The sequence below is a fragment of the Hymenobacter sp. NBH84 genome, assembly GCF_014217645.1.
Classification (GTDB): Bacteria; Bacteroidota; Bacteroidia; order Cytophagales; family Hymenobacteraceae; genus Hymenobacter; species Hymenobacter profundi.
On the sequence record NZ_CP043645.1, the window covers coordinates 129,286 to 149,135 of the forward strand.

Sequence of the window (19,850 nt, forward strand, 5' to 3'; positions counted from 1 at the left end):
ATAAAAATGTCGCCTCTGCCAACAGTTAAGTTGTGAGTTGTTAATATCAGTAAATCAAGTAATCTGATATTAACAACTCACAACTTAACTGTTGCATGGAAGCCGTGTTATCGTTTAGCGCTAGCAGTCAGGTGGCCTACCGGTTCTGGCGCACCACCGACACGTTGTTGGTGCCCGACTGATACACCTCGTTGCGGTTGCCCGACAAGCCCTGGTAGGTGCTGGCGGAGTTGTTCTCCCCGCTCTGCTGTTGCCGGGCATAGTTGGAAGCGCCGCTCTGCTGGATCAGGAACTGGTTGTCTACCCCACCCTCATCCAGCTGGATGGCCTGATGGCCCGTGCCCTCTTGCAGGATGCGCATGCGGGCCATATCGGCGCCGCCAGCGCCCGCCTGCGTTTGCGTCGCTGTGTTGCCCGAGCCATTCTGCTCAATTATGGCCTCGTTGAAGCTATTGGTCTGGGTTTGGCTGGCTTGGTTACCGCTACCCTGCTGCGTTATCCGCGCAGTTGTGTAACTACTATTTTCTTGTTTTTGCGCGGCTTGATTGCTATTGCCATTCTGAAGAATAGTGGCCGTAGCGTACCCCATTGTTTGTACCTGAGTAGCCCTGTTATCATTCCCGTTTTGGGTAGTGGTGGCAATGAAATAGCCCCTATTATGCTGCTGCGTAGCAGTGTTGCGGTTACCTAATTGGCTAATAGAAGTCTTGCTGTCACTAGCACCGGTTTGCGTTTGCGTCGCCCGATTGCTAGTACCAGACTGGGTAGCGGAGGCGGACGCACCGTAATCAAAATTAAGTTCCTGTTGCGTCTGCACCACTATATTATTACTTCCTGTCTGCGTGGCAGACACTTGGCTAGCTAACGCACCTTGTGTCTGCGTGATTGTATTATCGTTCCCGTTTTGGCTGGCAGTAGCGCCGTTTGAGCCAAACGTTTGCTTCTGGCTTGCCTGATTACGGTTGCCGGTTTGGCTGATATCACCATTTTGGCCACCAAATCGGCCACCACCGCCATGCTCCTGGGTAGCGCGGTTGCTGCTACCTACTTGTTTAATTGAACCAGTATTGTCACCGGAATGCATTTGATTAGCGTAGTTGAAATCACCAATTTGTGCCACTTGAGCGCTGGATCCATCATAGCCGGTTGTCTGATACTGAATAACCGTATTATAATTCCCGGTTTGCGTGGCCCCTACACCTGAATTTGGAAAGCCTGTCTGCTGCTGTTTGGCATTGTTGCCCGTGCCAGTCTGCGATAAGCTGATAGTGTTGTAAGTGCTGTATTTTTGCTGCTGAATGGCCATATTACTGGTACCTATTTGTGTAAGCGTTGCGCGTGATACATCAGTAGAGTTCGTTTGCGTCTGCGTGGCCTGGTTGTAGCTGCCTGTTTGCGACAGGGTAGCCTCATTATTAAAACCATTTACATTTTGGGTACCTGTGTTGTAGGTGCCGTTTTGTATAAAGCTTACCCGGTTACTTTCACCATTCACACTCTGGGTTCCCGCGTTATAGGTGCCATTTTGCGCAGCAGTTATTTGGTTGTTGGTACCATTCACGCTTTGGGTCGTTGTGTTATTACTACCCATTTGCGCGAGGGTCGCTTGGTTGGCGACACCTGCTATCGTCTGCGTGCTGCGGTTGCTGGTGCCGTTCTGCGTGGCTCCCACCGTATTACCATCTCCCGTAACCGTGGCCTGCGCCGCGTTGTACTGGCCCGTCTGCACCAGGCTCACCGAGTTGTCGGCACCGGTGGTACTTGACTGGTGCGTGTTGTTCTGCGCCCTGGCCGTGCCCGCTGTCAGCAGCGCGGCGGCTAAAAAGGTAAGTTTTTGCATGAGAGTGGTAAGAATAAAAAGAGTGAAAATGAAAAGAAAGTCTTCCGCCGAAGCAGCCCGCTTATCTTTTAGGAGGATAAAAATAGAAGGTCAGGGTAGCTCGCACGCTCCAGTAGAAATCGTTGTAGCGCCCCAGTGGTAGCTGATCCAGCCGATCGGAGAAGTAGTAGTGCGTATCAATGCCCAAGCCCAGCCCAACTTGATCGGTAAGCAGCGCTTCCACTCCCGCCCCGCCTACTACGTGCGGCAACAGGGCGGTGCTGCGTCGGGGGGTGCGCACGGTAAGGCCGCCGCCGCCGAACACGTAGGGCGTAAATTGCTCGCGGGGAAACAGCCGGTACTGCCCGCACAATTCGGCGTAGGTGAATCGTTGATGGAAGTAGTCGCCTGCTCCCAAAGCAAATTGCCCAACGTGCAGCGCCGCGCCCCACCGTCCCACCGAAGCTCCCTGGTAGAGCAGCGAAACCGCGCCGCCGCCTTGCACCTGCGGACGACTTAGGTCGCCGCTGTAACGCACCACGGCCCCGCTTCCTGCTACTCCCCACACGCCCCGCCGGTCGTGCTGCTCGCGTCCCAGCAAATCAATTTGCTGATTCGCCACTTTTTCCTGGTAGTACTGCGTAATACCCGGTCCGGTGCTGTCGGCTGAAGAACGCGGGCTCCATAGTCCGTCGTGTATGCCTTCATACACCAGCGCCTGCACCGATTTCTCAATGGCATCCTTCACCGCTATTTCAGTGGGCTCGTTGTATGAAAACCCCGTTTCCGCCTCCAGCAGCCGCTGAAACTTCACGAACCGGAACAGACTGGCGCCTACTTGCTGGGAAAGAATCGTGCGGGTAGTATATACAGTCTTGAGAATCTCCCCAGTGCTGGTGCTAATTGCCCGCAGGTAGACCGTAACCCGATCCTGCCGGTATTGCCCGGAGGCACCCGCCCCAAAGTAACGTAGGCCTACCCCGCCGGTCAGCACGTTAGCATCGTAAGAGATGATGCCCCCTTCCAGAATCACGCCCGCAAACAGCAGCGAGGGTAGCACGGGCTGTGGTTTGCCTGTGAGCTGCGAATACTCGGCCCGGCTGGACCGGATAATCTTGCGCTCATTAAGCAGATTGCCCAGGTTTTCGCGCTCAATGGCGTTGAACCACCGTGACTCTTCTAGCGCCCGCAAGAGAATACTCGTGGCGCCTTGCGTAACGGCTGTCGAAAAGCCATTGCCGTTGTCTGTAGGCTTGTACTGCCCGGTCTGGTCCCGAAACTTGTAGACGGCTACCACCAGGCGCTCCTTGGGCGCGGGCAGCTGCTGCAACAGGCTGTTGCCTTGCAACTCCGCCCCGAGACGGGCCCGCTCTTCCCCCAGCGGTTGATGAAAGTACGCGGCACAACCACTCAGGGCGAGTAGCCAAACAGCCACAATACAACGATAAAACCCAGCAGCTATCCTCATTGCACAGCCGCTGACTTATAAAGCTGGAATGGTAATCGTTGTCTGATTACCTGTGCTCGTATCCAGAATGTTGATGGAAAAGCCCCCGCCATTCGGGTTAATGCCAATCTGGTAGGTACCCACCGTATAGTTGCCGGGTTTCAGCGGATCGGTGCCCGCGCCAAACTGGTTGCCAACGAGGCGCTGGGCCAGCTGTCCCAAGATTTGTTGATTCAAACTTTGCTGAAACTGCTGCAGCGGATCTAACGGCGTGTAGGCCTGCGGCGCGGCGGGGTCCTTCAGCGAGTTCTGGGCCTGCGCCGAGCTTTGCAGCCATTGATAATTGAATGTATCGCCGCCAAACGCCGGATTGATGGGTCTGTACACCATATCCTGGGCTGCCGCCTGCTGGCTGGCTATGGTTACTATGCTTCCAATCAAGAATGCTTTCAGCATAACTAGCTTCATACTATAGAATGAGTAGCATAAGAAGGATTTAAATACCTAATACACCTCGGTACCAGGGTCATCGGCTGCTTTTTCCAATTGCTGACTGACGTTATGGACAGTCACCAAGTGTGCTATGGTCAAGCCAAGTGCATAGGTCACTGCCTCTTCCATCGCTTCGTAGTTAGGCAATAAAGGCATCTCGACTATCATGTCGTCATTGGCCTCAATGGAAATAAGGGCGCTTATTCCTCTGTTGGGCCTTTCCCGCACAACGACTGTGTACGCTCCCAACGATGCTGGCACATCCCACTGCGCGTAAAAGAGGCTATAGAAGTCGTGCCCTATCTTAGTTAACGTTTGGTCGATAACCAGTCCTTCGATTTCTAGTACCGTTTGTGTGGCCATCTGATCCGGGTTGGCAGAGGTCGTGTGCAGCAGCATGCGCAACGCCTCCTCTATTTTAGACGCCGGGAGTGTACCAGCGGGCACGTTGGGAGGAGCAGACTTCTGTTTTGCAGCTGGAGCGGGTGCCGTTTGAGCGTACCCCTTACTGCTTTGAAGCAGACCTAATAGTACCACCAGGCAAAAGCAGTAAAGTAGCCTGCTTTGTCGCTGTAAACTGCACCGCCACATGACCACGTGAAATATTAACTAACAACGAATAGGATAAAGAATTGCTGCTCTTACCGGGTAAATATAGAATATTGTATCTATATATGATATAATTATTTAGTAGAATTATTATAAAATGCAATTACTCTTCTATAAAGCCAAATACGATACGACATTGTGAGGGAGGAGTGTGCGGGACTACTAGCCGAGATGCGCCGCATAGCCGAGCAGGAAGGCTTCGAGCGAAGTGAAAGCAGTTTTTATTCCTGTATCGACACGCTCTGAAGCACTGCGATATCAGCTGCCCTGCCTATTCTCTCGCCCAAGGATTGGTCGTATCAGTACTCCATAACTACTGCCTCCTACCTTGCGCTGCTTTTGCCTCTGCATGGCAAAAGGTCGCCTCGCGTATGTGCTATAAGTGAGCATTTTCAGGAAGTAAACGCTCCTTGACACCGAAGTGAGCAGCCAACTAGTGTGTCAAATGAACCCATAGTGAACCCTTACTACTTCGCACTACATAGCACTGGAATCAGCGTCCAGATCTATTTAGGACATTTTTTTAGTGCTTTCAGATTACCGTCAGCTGGCGTGAACCCTTTAACACGTACTCAGTGCCCACCCCAGTAGTCCCTGATCTTTGCAGGAAGCCGAGACGCTCCAACTCATTCAGAAAGCGCGTGGCGGTGGATTTGCTCACATCCACGAGCTGCTGCACCGCCGAATTGGTAATGGCTCCCGAAGCCTGAACCGACAGCATAATGGTAACCAATTCGTTGCGCAGGCCCTGTACCTGCCAGGAGGCTTCCGTGTACTTGAAAAATTCGACGGAGCAGCCCCCCGTCTCGAAGCGGTAGCGCGGCAGCGGCAGCGCATGGCGACGGCATTCGGCTATCATTTTGAGCGTGCCCCGGCCCCACGATTCAATGTAGCCCGCCCGAAACAGCGTATTGGCCAGGTCCGGGTTGAACGGCCGCGAAGGATACTTGCGGGTGAGGTTTTCGACGGTCCAGTGCTCAGGCAGGTGGCCATCGTTCCAAAAGATCACCCGGTCGTCGTATATGCTGATCTGCACCGGTGCGCCGCCGCTGTAATCCTTATGCGCCAGGGCGTTCAGCAGGGCCTCACGCAGCGCCTCTTGCGGAAACAGAAACTCCTCCCGCCGGTGGGCGCCCTCATAGGTGATACCAGCAGCCAGATACTTGGTCAGCAGCAGGTCCAACCCTTTTTCAATCTGATCAAATAGGGGGCCGTGCACTTCGTCCTGGTAGCGTAGGTCATCATCGGTGGCGAAGCGGCCAATTTTCAGATACGCCCCCGTCACAAATCGCTCCGGAGTAGGGTGAAACAGCAGAATGGCGGCCCGCTTCAAGTAGTCTCCTTCCACCAAATGCAGATTATCCAGCAGCATACTGTCCGCGTCCAATAGCACATCGGCATCGACACGGCCGCTGCGGCGGGCGCGCTGGCGGAACAGCTCCAGCGCCGGAGAACTCAGCGCGGCGACGTCGGCCCCCGGCACGGGTACCCCGTCCCAGTGCTTGCCCTGCTTGCGCAGCAGGAATTTGTCGAGAGCCGCTCCCTTTAGCTCCTGCTTGGTACTGCCGCTGCGGTAGTGGTACTGGCCTTTGTAGCTGATGGGATATGGATAGGGCTCCACGACAATTTCCAGATAGCTTCGCTCCCCCTCCTGCCGGCTGTGCACATCCACGAGGATGCCAAGCAAGTCGCGGACCTTATTGGGTATTTCCTCTAGCAGCTGGCGGCTGTTGGCAATGCCCACTACCTGGCCGTCGTCATTTACCCCGATTAGAAGCGTGCCGCCTTGCGCATTGGCAAAGCCGCAGAGCCACTTGATATACTCGTCGCGCCAGAACTCTTTCCATTCGGTATTCTGGTTCTCGTGGATAGCAGGCGGCATGCGGACAGGATAATGAGGGAAATGATGCCGCCAAATGTAGGCGTTAAACAGGCAGGCTGCTAACGGCTGGTTTGCTACCTTATAATCCTCATAATCCTGTTTAGGGTAGCGCAAGCGTACGAACCTAAAGCCTCGGTAGGGCTGTAAGGACAAATTTTGCGCGAGCTGAGCATCTCAAAATAGGGACGTTTTTCTAAGACGCCCACCGCCGCCGATCCGGTAGCGGTCTGTCTGCTTAGTTTTGTCTCGCTTCCTGTTCTCAGCAATCAACAGCTCAGTATCTTCGTGCCCTTTGACTTTCTGAGAACACACCGATGATTTTTGGCTACGCCCGCGTGAGCACCGCTGACCAGCAGTTGCACCTACAGACCGATGCCTTACAAGCCTATGGCTGCGATGAGATAGCCCAGGAAAAAGTATCTTCAGTGAAAGAGCGGCCGGCGCTACAACACTTACTCACGCGGCTTCGCGCGGGGGATACCCTCGTGGTGTGGAAACTCGACCGACTCGGGCGCTCGCTCAAAGACCTGGTGACCTTGGTGACCGGTTTTCAGGAGCGCGGGGTGCAGTTCATCAGTCTTCAGGACCACCTGGATACGACCACTGCCCAGGGCAGGCTTATGTTTAACCTGTTTGCTTCCCTAGCGGAATTCGAGCGCGATATCATTCGGGAACGCACTAAAGCGGGCTTAACGGCTGCGCGGGCCCGCGGTCGGCAGGGCGGCCGGCCCAAGGGGCTTTCAAAAGAAGCGCTGTCGAAAGCGCAGGCGGCGAAAACATTGTATCTGCAGCAGGACAAAACGGTAGCCGAAATCGGTCAGTTGCTGGGCGTAGGCCGTGCCACGATTTACCGCTACATTCTCCTCCTAGGCGTGCCCACGGGCGGGAGGGTAGCCACACTACCAAGCGTTTAGCGTAGGGATATAGCCAACGCTTGGTTTGCTGGTGATGGGGTGCTACGTCAGAAGCTAAGAAGCCGTAATGCTTGGGGTTACGTTTGCAGTACTTTATCGGGGGTAAGGGGGATAGAGCGGTAGCGCCGGCCCGTGGCGTGATAGACCGCGTTGGTGATGGCCGCGGCGGTGCCGACGCAGCCAATTTCCCCGATGCCGCGTGCGCCCAGTTCGCTGATATGGGGGTCAGGGATGTGGAGCCACTCTACCTGAATGTCGGGTGTGTCGGCCATGCTGGGTACGTGGTAGTCGGCTAGGTTGCGCACCACGGCCCGCCCGTTCCGGGAGTCGTAGTGGGTGGCTTCCAGCAGGGCCGCCCCTACCCCCATGGACATGCCCCCAAGGATTTGTGAACGCGCGGTCTGCGGGTTCATTAGCCGGCCTACATCGTACACCCCACACAGCCGGGCCACCCGAATGGAACCGCTGGCCTCGTCGACCCGCACCTGGGCGAATACGGCTCCAAAGGAGTAGAACGAGTACGTATCCCGCTCGTCGCCCGGCTTCGCCCCGTCCGTCGCAACGACAGAAGGTAGCTTAGCCCGACGCAGGATTTCGCCGTACGTTTCGCCTGTAGCAGGGTTTGCTTGCAGAACCAGACGGCCCTGCCGGGCTTCAATGGCCTCGGCCGCCGCCCCAAACAGCGGCGACTGCGCATCGCGCACAGCGATGCGTTTGAGTGCCTCCAGCACCGCCCGGGCCGCCGCCTGTGCGGCCGGGCCGACCGTCGCCGTGGTCGTGGAGCCGCCCGTCGTGGGGGCCGAGGGCAGCGAGGAATCGCCTAATTCGAAGCGCACCTGCTCGACGGGTAGCGCCAAGGCATCGGCGCTGATCTGCCGGAAGATGGTGTAGGCGCCGTTGCCCAGCTCGTGGGTGGCGCTTTGCACCAGCGCCCGCCCGTCGGCGAAAATCGTGGCGCGGGCCTGGGCCTCCTTCCTCCCGGCCGGGTACATGGTCGTGGCCATGCCGTAGCCCAGCAGCTGGCTGCCGTCGCGCATGGAGCGCGGCTGCGGGTTGCGCGCATCCCAGCCGATCAGTTGCCGGCCCCGCGCGTAGCATTCGCGCAGGTGCTTGCTCGACCAGGGCTTGCCGGTTTCGGGGTTCTGCTCCGCGTAGTTGCGCAGGCGCAGCTCCACGGGGTCCAGCTGCAGCTTGGCGGCCAACTCGTCCAGGGCGCACTCCAGCGCCCAGCCGCCTACGGTTTCACCCGGCCCACGCATGGGGCAGGGAGAGGGCAAGTGCAAATGCGCGAGTTGGTGGGTAAAGCCCATATTGGGCACCGCGTACAGCATCCGCGACACCCGGGCGCAGGGCTCGGTGTAGCCGCTGGACTGAGACGAGTGCGTGAGCGTGTCGTGGCGCAGGGCCGTGATGTTGCCGTCGCGCGTGGCTCCCAACGACAGGGTTTGCCGGGTGCTGGGGCGTTGCCCGGCCACAGCAAACATGTCCTGCCGGCGCCACTCAATCTTCACTGGCCGGCCCACCACCTGCGCCGCCATGGCCGTGAGCAGCGGCGGCGCATATAGCCAGCCCTTGGACCCAAATGCGCCCCCAATAAAGGGGCAAATAATGTGCACGCTGTCCTGAGGCAACCCCAACGACGTAGCCATTATCTCCTGCACTACTTCCAGGCCACGCGTGGTATCGTAGAGGGTAAGAAAATCGGCGCCGTTACGCTTCTCCCAGCGTGCAATAGTCGCCAGTTGTTCAATGGGGTTGTGGTGGGTAATGGCGGATTCGTAGACCTGCCGCAGCTGCACCGGCGCGGCCGCCAACGCGGCATTGGGGTCCCCTACCGTCACCTGCAACTTCTCCTCGTCGTTACCCAAAAAGGTTTCGGGCCGGGTGGTGCGGCTGGCGGCAGCCATCGCCAGCTCGGGTGGCTGCTCGTCGTAGGTGACGCGCACCAACGTGGCCGCATACCGGGCCCGCTCGTGGGTATCGGCCACCACCACCGCCAGCGGCTGGCCGGCGTATTCCACCGTGGCGTTCTGCAGCGGCTGACGGGTCTCCGTGATACCCCCTTCGCCCCGGAACAAGGTGCCCCCAACCTTCTCGGGAATGGGGTGCAGGCGGGGGGCATTGTCGTGGGTCAGAACGGCTAGCACGCCGGGCGCTTTACGCGCCGCACTGGTGTCCAACGCGCGCACTGTGCCGTGCGCCCGGGCACTGTCCACCACGGCGCCGTACACCAAACCCGGCACTTCCCACTCGGCGGTGTAGCGCGCCGCGCCGGTGACTTTCAGGCGTCCGTCTACGCGGGGAAGAGGTTGTCCAGTGGCTTGCATCAGTATCGGGTTGTGATAAATATGGAAGGAGGAACTAGCGAGGCCCGGCTAACTGGCCGGCCATGCCGCCCACACTGGCCGCGAAGGCCGTGCCGGCTGGTCCGGCCAGGGGCCGCAGGCCGCTGGTTTCCAGCAAGGCCCGCACTAGCAGGTTGCGGCCCATCGGAATCTTGTAGGCGTTATGCGCCAGCGGCTTGGCGTCGGCAAAGGCCGCGTCGGCGGCCGTGCGAAACAGTTTTTCCGTGGGTACCTGTCCCGCGAGCATCGCTTCCATTTTGTGCAACCGCCAGGGCTTATGGGCCACTCCGCCCAGCGCCACGCGCACCCGGCGAATAGTCTGGCCGTCTAGTTCCAGCGCGACGGCGCACGACACCAGCGCATAGGCGTAGGAGGCACGCTCCCGCACCTTGAGGTAGTGCGAGCGGCCGGCAAAAGCCGGCAGGTCAAGGCTGGTAATCAGCTCCCCGTGCGTCAGCACCGTGTCGAGGTGGGGGGTAGTGCCCGGCAGGCGGTGCAGCTCGGGAAAGGCAATGGTACGCGGGCCAGTAGGGCCGCTGGTTTGCACCTGGGCATCGAGCGCGGCCAAGGCCACCGCTACGTCGCTGGGATGGGTAGCGATGCAGGCGGTGGAAGCCCCGAACAGGGCATGCACGTGGTTGTAGCCGTTCAGAGCCGCGCAGCCGCTGCCGGGTTCACGCTTGTTGCAGGCCTGGGTCGGGTCGCGGAAATACGGGCAGCGGGTACGCTGCAACGGGTTGCCCGCCATGGAGGCCACGTTGCGAATCTGCACCGAGGCACCCGCCAGCAGCGCTTCGCTCACGGCCGTATACTGCTGCTGGATAGTGGGATGGTAGGCCGCCACGGTGTTGGAAACGCCCGCGCCGATACGCAGGCCGCCTGCCAACGGGGTAATCTGCTGAAGCGGCAGGGCTGATACATCGACCAACAACGTGGGCCGGTGCACGCCTTCCTTCAGCAAATCGACGTGCGAGGTACCGCCGGCAATGAAGGTCGCGCCCGGATTCTGGGCCACGGCGGCCACGGCCTGGTCGGTGCTTTCGGCGCGCTGATACTGAAAAGGATGCATAGGCTAGGTCGGCGTTACGCCCGCTGGACGGCCTGGATGGCGGCGATGATATTAGGGTAGGCCGCGCAACGGCACAGGTTGCCGCTCATAGCTTCGCGAAGCTCCACAGCCGAGCCCGTGGGGGTGTGCGGGTCCTGCAGCAGGGCCGCGGCCGCCATGATCTGCCCCGGCGTGCAGTAGCCACATTGAAAGGCATCGTGTTGCAGAAACGCTTCTTGCACCGGGTGCAACTTGTCCCCTTGCGCTAATCCTTCAATGGTGGTGATGTTCTTGCCCTGGCTCATGACGGCCAGCGTCAGGCACGAGAGGGCGCTTTGCCCGTCGAGATGTACGGTGCAGGCCCCACACTGGCCATGGTCGCAGCCTTTTTTGGTGCCCGTCAGGTGCAGGTTTTCGCGCAGCGCATCGAGTAGGGCCACGCGTGGGTCGAGCTGCAGCTGGTGGGACAGGCCGTTGATGGTGAGCACCACGGGAACTTGGTCACTGCTCGTTCCCGCGGCGGCCGTTTCCACGGTGTGCGAATCAGATGCACTGCTCCCGCAACCGGGTAGCAGCAGCAACGCGGCCGCCGCCAGTGTCGCCGTCACAAAGGTGCGGCGCGAAAGTCCCCCACTTGCCGCCTTCTCGTTATCGGCTGTTACGGGTGAAGCATACAACGCTTCCAGGGCGGTCAGTACTTGGCCTGACTGCAGGTCTTGGCCGGGGGATACCACCGTTTTCCAGCGTACCACGCCCTGCTCATCCAGCAGAAACAGTGCGCGCTGCCCGGCTACGCCGAACTGCGCCGCCAGCGTGCTGCGGCAGTCCAGCGAATGCCAGTCGTCTGTTGCCGTGTCGACAAAGGCCGCTCCGCCGCCGAATTCCTGCGACAAACGCGCAAAAATAGTGCTCTGGTGGGCCAGCATCGGGTTCCACTCGTCGGGGGCAAACGCCAGGATGACGGGCTGACCGCGCAACGAGGATAACGGTGAGCCGCTGGGTAACACACCGTCCGGCGCGAGGTCACCGGTTTGCACAGCTTGGAGTAGGGGTCGCCCCATCGGAATCGTTCTACGTGAGTAATCTCAGCAGATACGCACTGGCGCCTGCTACGTTGTGTCCTTGAAACAGGCAGGCGCAGCGCAGCTACAACACTGCCTATCGGTAGAGTGTAGTTTCATCCTTCAGGCTGAGCCAAACCCAATCGTTGGCCGTCTAGTAGGTCGGCCTTGAAAAAAGCGTAGCGTATTTTCAAGCTAACTACCGCAGCCCTTGCATCTTAAGGAACAAGCCGCCAGGGTTCTTCGTAGCTTTGATCTTGTCGGTCTTGAGCTTAAAGATAAAAGAAAACAAGGCCTCAATGTGCGTAGTGGATTGCAGTATCTGCTGCACGAGGCTTGGCTCCTCAATGCCCAGATTTTCCAGGTGCTTGCGGGCGGCTTGAGCTTTTGCGTCCTCGGCAGCCAACTCAAAGGGAATGGGCAACTGCTGAGGTCTTACCTGACTCACGTAAAACTTGATGCTCTGATAGGAACGGCCTTTTTTCAGCAGTTCATACTTAATACTCAGATCTGTGTGTTCATTGATCTGGGTGGTGGCGATGTCCAGCACGTATTTCTGTAAGGCAGAAATCTGCGCATACTGCTCGGGCTCCTTGCCGGTCGGGTCCTTGAGCTTGAGCATGGCCTTGAACTCATCCAAAGAGTATGTTTTCGTCTCGCCGATGTCCTTCCACTGGGAGGCAAGCTGGTAGATGCGCTTCGCATACTTGCTGGAAAGATTAAAAGCAGCCTGCAAGCGGTAGCTAGTGAAATTGCTTTTCAGATCAATCAAATACGGGCGCATGCGCTCGGAAATCTCCAGTTCAATGGTGCCCTCCCCCTTGCGGTACAGGGCAGAAGCAAGTAGGCTGACTTGCAACAGGGTCTTGCCAGTGTCAATATGGTAGACCCTACTATTGAGGTTCTCGGTGGATTCGAGTAGTTGCTTGTAGTTCCAGGTGCGGCCGGTGAGCTCCATTAGTTCCTGCACACGAATCTCGTAGATCGTGCCGGCCTGGTCGTGTTTCGTGAGCTTGGAGAGCAGGGAAAAGACAATATCCATCTCGCAGGCGCTCATTTCGTAGCGTGCGGTCGTTAGCGCATTGTGCTGACGAATTTCAATTGGCGATAGAGTCTCAGACGCAGCCATAGGTAATAATTCTAGAGCATAGAGTAAGCAAACATACACTTTTAACCGGGAAATAATAGATACATAATATTGGTCTATTAGTAATAGGTTTTATAAGTCGCCTCTCACTTATAAAACCTATTAGTTCGGCTTATGAAACCTATTAGTTAGCCATCCGCAGCTTTTGTCAAGACTTATAAATTCTATTAGTTTGGAATGGAATGACGTGATGGCATCCTTGCTGACTTGATACTTATGACTCATGAGAATCAATCACATGATATAATTAATAGATGTGCATATCTTACCTATTAATTAGCTTATGAAAGCTATTCTTTAGACTTATGAAACCTATTACTAAGCTTATAAAAGCTATTACTAAGCTTATAAACTCTATTGTTTCACTTATAAAACCTATTATATTTTGCTTGTAAATGACTGATAATATGCAGTTTATGGCCTCTGCAAATACTAGTAAAATCATAAATACTCACAAGATTGTTGAAGGTGGGGTACAAAAGCTTATAAAAGGTGTGTGGTTGAGGATGAGACGAGGAAAAACAACAAAAAAGGAGGCACAAAGTAGTAAAAAAAGGGATTGCACTTTTTAAAGATTTTTTTGCTTTTTTCTACTGCGAAGTGCTTGTATCACTCACATTTGAGGTTATAGCATGTAAGCTATTTAGTCTAATTAATAGGTTTTATAAGTCTTTTCAGTAGGATTCGTCAAAACTAACAGTTAGTTGTGCAGGTACACATTACCACATTGATACAGTGCTGATAACTATACAATAGAATGTTAGAAAATCATCTAATTCCTGATTAAAGGCACCCGCTTGGTTACGGTATTCAACTGTTGCCACGACTCGCCGCTAAAGGCATTGATAAGACTCAAAAGGAGTAAGCAAGGTACCTTTAGACTTATAAAAGCTATTAGTTAGCGAATTGTCCTATCCTCTCTCAAGAGCAAGACTATTCCAACTAATAGCTTTTATAAGCGCTCGAAGACGAAACATGCTACATAATACATGTAGCTCTTTTCATTCAATCTGTTGATTAGTAATTGTTTATGAGTAAGTGCACAAAGTTGAACATAATCAGCGTTCAATTTCAGCTTCCTTAACTCTACTAGGTACTGTAGCGAATAGGGCAGCTTGCCGCCGTTCAGCGCGATCTGACGGCGATTCTTCTACTGTGACTCCCATCTGCTGCCCGACTTTATCTAATGTCTGACTAACCCGCTCAATTTGTGGCTGTCCAGTAGTATACAGGATAGGAATTTCGCTGTAGCGTTGGCTTCCTTTCTCACTACTTCTTATTTCGCCTACAGTTGCACCTGCCTGCTGCAAATCCTGCTGGATACGTGTCGCCTTCGAGGTTTCAGATTCTGCCCGTTCTAAAGGCTCCGCTACGCGCACTAGTGCAATCTTTTCCGCTGATTGTGTAACGTCTTCACTGTTAGTTTGTTTAGTAGCAGGTAGTGTTCTTTCTTCCCGTGCGGTACTGTCGTGGTTCTTATCAGGTGTGAGCTGCTTGTCGGTTAGCTGTTCAAAGTGCGCTTGTTGCACTACCTGTGTAGCATGCTGACGGCTGTGAATAACCCCATTGAACTCATGCACTTGAATCGTATCGCCGCGAGTAGATAGCTCATCTAAGGTTTGACTAATAGCTACTACGTGAGGATGATCTACTCGATACACTACTTCTAAGTGGCGCAGAGGCTCCTGCGTGAACGGCTGGGCGACCGTGGCTATGTCACTCACCTGCGCACCCTTTTGGGACAAGGACGATTGGATTTGCAGGGCAGTTTCTAGCGACTGATCACCTCTCACTTCTACCAATGCTTGGCGCTGGCCCAATGGCTGCATACGCTCCGGTATTGTCAGCAGCGCAACCGGTACCGCCTGCGCCTCATAGAGCTGCTGCCGCCGGGCTGCCTGGTCTACCTCGTAGTCAACTACGCGAATTCCGGGCTGACGAGCTAACTGATCCAGCGTCTTACTAAGTGCGGCCGCTTCGGGTTGGTCTTGACGGAAGGAGAAGTGCACCCGGTTTTCTTGTACACCCTCATTGGTTGCGTACGGCCGCTCACCAAGTGGTAGCGACGCCAGCGCTCCACGTCCTGCTAATGTTTCCTGAATGGCTGCCGCATACACGGTATTGCTGGGCGCTAAGGGGTGCGTAGCTGGCTCCTGCACGACTACATAGCCCGCAATTTCACGCCCTACTGCCTGACCTGTTGTAGTTGAAGTAGCCTCACGCGTTGGTAAAGAGGCAAGCTCCTTCGCGAATTGTGGTGCCTCGATTACCATCATTGGTACTCGACTCAACTCAGGTACTATACCCTCTTCCTTCTTTCGCGTAACAGGAACAGGTTGTAATGGTGCTTGAGCAGCTGCGCGCTGCCGGTCTACTGTATCCTGTTCCTGTTCTTCTACGCGAATGCCCGGGTAGTTGTGCGCGGCGTTCGTAAGTGTCTGATGTACTTGGGCGATAGTAGGCTGGTCGATGCGGTAGTGCACCGGAAAGGAACTGTGACGAATACCCTGTGCATCGGTAATGCTGGTTATCTCCCCTGTTTGCACAATGCCCGCCTTCTCCAAAACCGCTTGTAGTCGTTCAGCCCGATTAGTTGGTGTGGGAGTTAATTCTTGCACGTGGATGGTCGCTACCTTTTCGACAGTGTGTGCGTCATTTGTAGAGCTTTTGCTGGCTTCTACCTCAACGCTTCTACTAGGTGATTTTCCAGCGTTACTACTCTCTTGCTCTGGCGCTACCCGTCGGGCTGGCGCTGGCTGAGCAGCCTCAAATTCTTTGAGCAAGACCACCCCCGCCTCACGCAGAGCCGTGTAGAGCTGCGGATCCCGGCGTAAGGTTTTATCCTGCTCCCGCTCCGTAACGATTACACGGGCTGTTTTTTCCAGGGCATCCAGGGTTTGACTGATAACCGGTGCCTGTTCTTGACGCAGATCGTAGGTTACGGCTACTTCTGTTCGGATGCGGCCGCTGGCAAGCGTAGCCTGCAACTCCCCTACGAAGGCACCTGTTTGTTGCAGAAGCTTGGCAATCTGCTGCGCCTGCGTGGTTTTGCCTTCAGCCGGCCGTTCTTCATCGATCAGCAACATCGCTTTTTGCTGGCTGTTGCCCGCAACGATTGCCTGCACCGCAGCATCAAAAGCTTTGTCTTCTTGCCTTCTTTGCCGGACAGCTGCTACATCGGCCGCTGACTGTTCAGAAACATGTACGGGGGCAGCCGTAGCGGCGCTCGTCATGGTTTTTTCGCCTTGAAGCCCTGGGTTTTCCAGAATGCGTACAGCCGTCCGTAGTACCTCCGTTTGCGGACTGTCAGCCAGCCCACGCACTTTTTCCGTGCTATCCAGTGCGTGCCCTACCACTACCCGCGAAGCGCCGGTGAGGTGGAGCTCTTGATCAATTACCCGCACGACTTCCCGCAAACGAGCGGCTACTACCCCCTGACCGCCCTCCTCCAACTCTTTGGACACAGCAGTAGCGGCTGTTTTGAATTGCTGGCGGACCTCCTCCAGAGTAGGAGCAGCGCGCACCGCTACCGGTGGTTCGTTGCTGGCCGCTACCGCTGACCCCACCAATACGCGCACGGTAGTACGCTCCTGCTGCTGGCGGGCCTTAAGTACTTCGGGACTGTTCTCAGCTTGTTGTCGCTCAGCTTCCCGGCGTTGTGCTTCTTGTCGCTGCTGTTGCTGAAGTGCTTCTGCCTGCTGTTTTTGGGCTTGCTGCGCCTGCTTCTGCTCGGCTTCCAACTGCCCTTGTTGGCTGATTTCGGCAGCACTCAGCCCTTTGTTTTTCAGCTCTACATCCTGATTATAATCTTTGCTGAGCGGATATTCCACGCGCAGGAAGTTGGCTACTACTTTCTCCTGGCCAGCGGCACGTTGGGCTTCCCGCTGACGGTATAGCTCCTGCGCAATAACTTCCAACTGGCCCGTATCGGCATTCGGCACCACGAGGCGCACCACCGTCTCTTTGCTACCGGTGCGTTGCACCTGCATGCTCATGGAGTTTTCGCCATACTGGGTAGCGTTGATCCGACCAACTCGTTCCGTCAACTCCCGGACGTGCGTGGCGCCCTCGTGCGCTTTTTCGTGCTGAAACGATACCCGTAGAGCCGAGTGATATTTTCCTACTGCCGTGGCGTGCCACTGCACGGAGCGAGTTGCATCCTCGTAGGTTGAATGGCCCTCTAGTTCCTTGGCCGTGCGCGGGGGCTGCAACTCATTGAGGTAGTTGATATTAAAGCGCCGACCGCCCGCATCTTTATCATTGGCCAGCACTGCTTCGTGGGGCTGGTGCTTGTCAATCACGCGTTGGATCAACTCCATCTGGCGCTCGGTAGGCGTACCCGTGGTGGCCACGTAGATGGTGTTGCGGCGGTCCGTTTCTTGTTTGAGCTGATGATAGCTCATGCTGTCCAAGGCCGACTCACTAATGACGACGCGCTCTACCTTGGTGCCTTTGCCTTCCGTGGGGCTCGTGGCAAAAATGCCATCTTTGGGCACTGCCAGCAATTGCCGGAACCCTTCGTTTTTCTGCTCGACGCTGGCAATACCCCGTTCGTTATACAACGGGAAAGCTACATTACGATGCCCATTCTGCTGCGCCGTGAAGACCCTACCCTGAAAGGCCGGATTATCAATCGTCTCGTCGGTGAGGCCCCGCTTATGCAAATAGCTGCGGTCGGTCAGTTGGGGCTGCACGCCCAGCACCTCCAGTACCAACCGTGCCCGGCGTTCCGCCTCATTCTCGTTCGGTGCTGGAGCTATTGAGCGCGGTGGACCAGAAATAGGCGATTGTCGTTCGGGTTGGGGCTGGCCTAAGTAGTCGCGCAATTCTTGCCGTACCTGGCCTAGGTTCAGCCCCGCCCCTCCCCCACCCCGGGCCTTCACAAAATCGATGATGCTTCCTTGGTCCCGCTCGTCATGCGGATTGAGGTACACTTGGTGGTCACCCTTGCGGGTAACGACGAGCTTTTCCTCCTGCCGCGACAGTTCGACGGAACTGCTGCGCTCTTTGTCGATGTGGTAGCCGTAACGGTGCTGCGCGTAGGATACCAAGTCTATCGACTGTTTGAACCGGGTGAGTTCGTCGGGATCATGCTCCCTCGGGGTTGTTGGTTGAGTTGTCATGCTGAGCTAGCTGGGCGTTGAACAAGTCCAGCAGCTCTTGATTCGGGAACACGAATTTGTAGTGTCGCTCATTGTCCGCGCTGTCTGTTCCAATCAACTCGGCGGGAAAGTCGAACTCCTTCAAAATCCGCTGAACCAAAAGCGGCGCCGGCTTGCGAAGCTTATTGTTCTTGAGCGTGACGAGCATCGAGTAGTTGATAGCCGGCTTACGGGTAGCGGCCCATTCCTTCAGCCCTCCATGCGGGAAGGAGCGTAGCGCAATCTGCACGAAGCGCAGACCTTCAGAATAGGGAACGAGTAGGTGCGGGCTAGGAAAAGCTCGATGAAAGGAGGACAGCTGCATAGCGACGAATGGGGCGAGGTAGAATCGGGATAGAATTCAGGTGTGGGTACCTTGAAAGTAATGGCAAAATTTCAAGGTCATTCCTGCCCACGCAAATTAATCCCGAGTCAACTCCTTGGCCGCTACGCAGCTTGTGCTGAACTCTACATCAAATATACACTTTGGACAAACTTTAAAAAAACTTTAATAAACTTTTGGATGAACTAATTATATCCTCTATACTTGCTCATACTCTTATGACTAGCTGGGCTTTACCGATTTGCGCGGTTGGCAGTAGTGCCCTCCTGATTGGGCTCATCATCTGGTGGCGATACTACAGCAGTTCCGCTCGTACGCTAGCAGAAGAAGAGGCAAATGAAATGTGTATCCCTGCCAATCACGCCTCTATTAAACAGTTCACCTACGCCCTTTCCGACTACCTGCCCACTCCGTTCCCACTCTCAGCTGATTCTCCCACCACTCCAAACACTACTTCCTCCCCAATCTCGGAACACGCGGCAGCTCATCGCCTCACTCAGCCTACCGCGAGCCCAGCTGCCGCACCCGCTCCGACAACAAAAGACGCAAAGCCTACTGCTCCTGCTGAAAAGGCACCCGTAGCTAATGCAAACCTAGCTACCAAGGTGGCCGCATCTGATTCCAATGCTGCGGTAGCTGCTACTGTTACACCTCTTCCGCCAGCACTGCTGGATAATGTCGTTGGCGCTGCTACGGAAGTGATGTCAGCCAAAGAGAAGCGGCGCCTGAAGCGTGGTATCGCTACTATCGATTTTCAAACGACGGTCAGTTGCACTAGCCCCGACGAAACGGCTCCTGTGATGGTAGAAACCGCCTAGTAGAACTGCTGGATTGATTTCATGGGGTTATACCCCCTCGTTTATTCTTCCACTTTATTTCTTCTACTCATGCGTAAACGTCTTGTTACCCTGCAAGCAGCGGCTCAGGCAATGGTTGGCCGCACCCTGACCAGTTGCCTGCAATTGGCCAATCACACGCTCTACTTCCGGCCCAAAAGCCGCTGGGAAGCCCGCGCCCAGGCGTTGCTGCTTGCCTTACTGGCAACGCAGCAGGCCGCGCTGGCCCAGGGAGGCACGGCTGCCGCCCTGAACAAGGTGCAAACGACTATTTTCACTATCGTTCAGGTAGTCTTCATCATCCTGATCAGCATTGGCTTGGTGCGGGTGGTCATGAAGTTTGCCAACGGCGCCCCGGATGCGCTGTCGTCGCTGGGGTGGCTGGTGGGCGGTGTGGTGCTGTGGTTTGGCTTCCAGTTTTTCAAGAACGACCTGGCTTCGGCTATCGGCGGCACGGGCGGGGTTTCACAGTAGGCAAGCACAGTAGCATCTACCGGTATGCAATCATACAAAAGCATCGAACGACCAGCCCAGGTTCTGGGGATGAATCTGCAGGACCTGGGCTTGGTCGTTGGGCTCTTCATTGGGTCTATTCTGGGGCTGGGAGTTGCTTCGTTGGTCGTGCATGTGCCCACGCTTCTCTACCTGATCATTTTTCTGCTCACCCTGGGCCTTCTGATGGGGCTGCGGTATCTGGCAAAGCACAAACCGCCCGGCTTCTTGCTGGGGTGGCTGGCTTTTCAGTTTGTGCAACCCCGACGAATTG

At 55.8% G+C, this 19,850-nt stretch carries 15 protein-coding genes; 3 read left to right on the plus strand and 12 right to left on the minus strand.

What is annotated here, in order from left to right:
• Window positions 1-136: 136 nt before the first annotated feature.
• From F1C16_RS20535 to F1C16_RS20555, 5 genes are all read right to left on the minus strand, one after another.
• Window positions 137-1,840, minus strand: coding sequence for a hypothetical protein (locus F1C16_RS20535; protein ID WP_185284455.1), 1,704 nt, complete (start codon window positions 1,838-1,840; stop codon window positions 137-139).
• A 61-nt stretch (window positions 1,841-1,901) separates the two neighbouring features.
• Complete coding sequence (locus tag F1C16_RS20540) at window positions 1,902-3,254, minus strand: CsgG/HfaB family protein (protein ID WP_258049153.1); 1,353 nt, start codon at window positions 3,252-3,254, stop codon at window positions 1,902-1,904.
• Between the two features lie 48 nt (window positions 3,255-3,302).
• Window positions 3,303-3,734 (minus strand): curli production assembly/transport component CsgF, encoded by a 432-nt coding sequence (locus F1C16_RS20545; protein WP_185284457.1) that lies wholly within the window; start codon window positions 3,732-3,734, stop codon window positions 3,303-3,305.
• A gap of 36 nt (window positions 3,735-3,770) precedes the next feature.
• Entirely contained in the window at window positions 3,771-4,157 is a 387-nt protein-coding gene (locus tag F1C16_RS20550; RefSeq protein WP_185284458.1) for a CsgE family curli-type amyloid fiber assembly protein, read from the minus strand.
• Between the two features lie 742 nt (window positions 4,158-4,899).
• Window positions 4,900-6,249: an ATP-binding protein gene (locus tag F1C16_RS20555; protein ID WP_258049154.1), complete on the minus strand. Its 1,350-nt coding sequence runs from the start codon at window positions 6,247-6,249 to the stop codon at window positions 4,900-4,902.
• A 314-nt stretch (window positions 6,250-6,563) separates the two neighbouring features.
• Here F1C16_RS20555 and F1C16_RS20560 point away from each other — a divergent pair, with 314 nt between their 5' ends.
• A complete protein-coding gene (locus tag F1C16_RS20560) occupies window positions 6,564-7,163 on the plus strand; it encodes a recombinase family protein (RefSeq protein WP_185284459.1) in 600 nt (199 codons plus the stop codon).
• A 77-nt stretch (window positions 7,164-7,240) separates the two neighbouring features.
• Here F1C16_RS20560 and F1C16_RS20565 read toward each other — a convergent pair whose 3' ends face one another.
• From F1C16_RS20565 to F1C16_RS20590, 6 genes are all read right to left on the minus strand, one after another.
• The gene (locus F1C16_RS20565; protein ID WP_185284460.1) at window positions 7,241-9,490 is read right to left on the minus strand and encodes a xanthine dehydrogenase family protein molybdopterin-binding subunit; all 2,250 of its coding nucleotides are present in this window, start codon (window positions 9,488-9,490) and stop codon (window positions 7,241-7,243) included.
• Between the two features lie 34 nt (window positions 9,491-9,524).
• Window positions 9,525-10,577, minus strand: a complete 1,053-nt coding sequence (locus F1C16_RS20570; protein WP_185284461.1) for a xanthine dehydrogenase family protein subunit M — start codon at window positions 10,575-10,577, stop codon at window positions 9,525-9,527.
• A gap of 14 nt (window positions 10,578-10,591) precedes the next feature.
• Entirely contained in the window at window positions 10,592-11,593 is a 1,002-nt protein-coding gene (locus F1C16_RS23420; protein WP_374940608.1) for a 2Fe-2S iron-sulfur cluster-binding protein, read from the minus strand.
• A 223-nt stretch (window positions 11,594-11,816) separates the two neighbouring features.
• Window positions 11,817-12,746: a replication initiation protein gene (locus F1C16_RS20580; protein WP_185284462.1), complete on the minus strand. Its 930-nt coding sequence runs from the start codon at window positions 12,744-12,746 to the stop codon at window positions 11,817-11,819.
• Window positions 12,747-13,822: 1,076 nt separating this feature from the next.
• Window positions 13,823-17,887: a toprim domain-containing protein gene (locus F1C16_RS20585; protein ID WP_185284463.1), complete on the minus strand. Its 4,065-nt coding sequence runs from the start codon at window positions 17,885-17,887 to the stop codon at window positions 13,823-13,825.
• Window positions 17,853-18,230 (minus strand): hypothetical protein, encoded by a 378-nt coding sequence (locus F1C16_RS20590; protein WP_185284464.1) that lies wholly within the window; start codon window positions 18,228-18,230, stop codon window positions 17,853-17,855. Before F1C16_RS20590 ends, F1C16_RS20585 begins: the two co-directional genes overlap by 35 nt.
• 623 nt (window positions 18,231-18,853) lie before the next feature.
• On the opposite strand from F1C16_RS20590, the gene F1C16_RS20595 reads away from it, so the two are divergent.
• Entirely contained in the window at window positions 18,854-19,066 is a 213-nt protein-coding gene (locus tag F1C16_RS20595) for a hypothetical protein (RefSeq protein WP_185284465.1), read from the plus strand.
• Between the two features lie 69 nt (window positions 19,067-19,135).
• Window positions 19,136-19,558 carry a hypothetical protein gene (locus tag F1C16_RS20600; RefSeq protein ID WP_185284466.1) on the plus strand — a complete coding sequence of 141 codons (423 nt, stop codon included), beginning with the start codon at window positions 19,136-19,138 and terminating at the stop codon, window positions 19,556-19,558.
• A gap of 30 nt (window positions 19,559-19,588) precedes the next feature.
• Here F1C16_RS20600 and F1C16_RS20605 read toward each other — a convergent pair whose 3' ends face one another.
• Window positions 19,589-19,837: a hypothetical protein gene (locus F1C16_RS20605; protein ID WP_185284467.1), complete on the minus strand. Its 249-nt coding sequence runs from the start codon at window positions 19,835-19,837 to the stop codon at window positions 19,589-19,591.
• Window positions 19,838-19,850 lie beyond the last annotated feature (13 nt).

Bases quoted from the DNA above. Each gene is read 5' to 3' on its own strand.
- F1C16_RS20600 (WP_185284466.1), top strand. From the start codon at position 19,136: ATGCGTAAACGTCTTGTTACCCTGCAAGCAGCGGCTCAGGCAATGGTT.
- F1C16_RS20555 (WP_258049154.1), bottom strand. From the start codon at position 6,249: ATGCCGCCTGCTATCCACGAGAACCAGAATACCGAATGGAAAGAGTTC.
- F1C16_RS20570 (WP_185284461.1), bottom strand. From the start codon at position 10,577: ATGCATCCTTTTCAGTATCAGCGCGCCGAAAGCACCGACCAGGCCGTG.
- F1C16_RS20590 (WP_185284464.1), bottom strand. From the start codon at position 18,230: ATGCAGCTGTCCTCCTTTCATCGAGCTTTTCCTAGCCCGCACCTACTC.
- F1C16_RS20545 (WP_185284457.1), bottom strand. From the start codon at position 3,734: ATGAAGCTAGTTATGCTGAAAGCATTCTTGATTGGAAGCATAGTAACC.
- F1C16_RS20550 (WP_185284458.1), bottom strand. From the start codon at position 4,157: ATGCTGCTGCACACGACCTCTGCCAACCCGGATCAGATGGCCACACAA.
- F1C16_RS20560 (WP_185284459.1), top strand. From the start codon at position 6,564: ATGATTTTTGGCTACGCCCGCGTGAGCACCGCTGACCAGCAGTTGCAC.
- F1C16_RS20585 (WP_185284463.1), bottom strand. From the start codon at position 17,887: ATGACAACTCAACCAACAACCCCGAGGGAGCATGATCCCGACGAACTC.
- F1C16_RS20565 (WP_185284460.1), bottom strand. From the start codon at position 9,490: ATGCAAGCCACTGGACAACCTCTTCCCCGCGTAGACGGACGCCTGAAA.
- F1C16_RS20580 (WP_185284462.1), bottom strand. From the start codon at position 12,746: ATGGCTGCGTCTGAGACTCTATCGCCAATTGAAATTCGTCAGCACAAT.
- F1C16_RS20535 (WP_185284455.1), bottom strand. From the start codon at position 1,840: ATGCAAAAACTTACCTTTTTAGCCGCCGCGCTGCTGACAGCGGGCACG.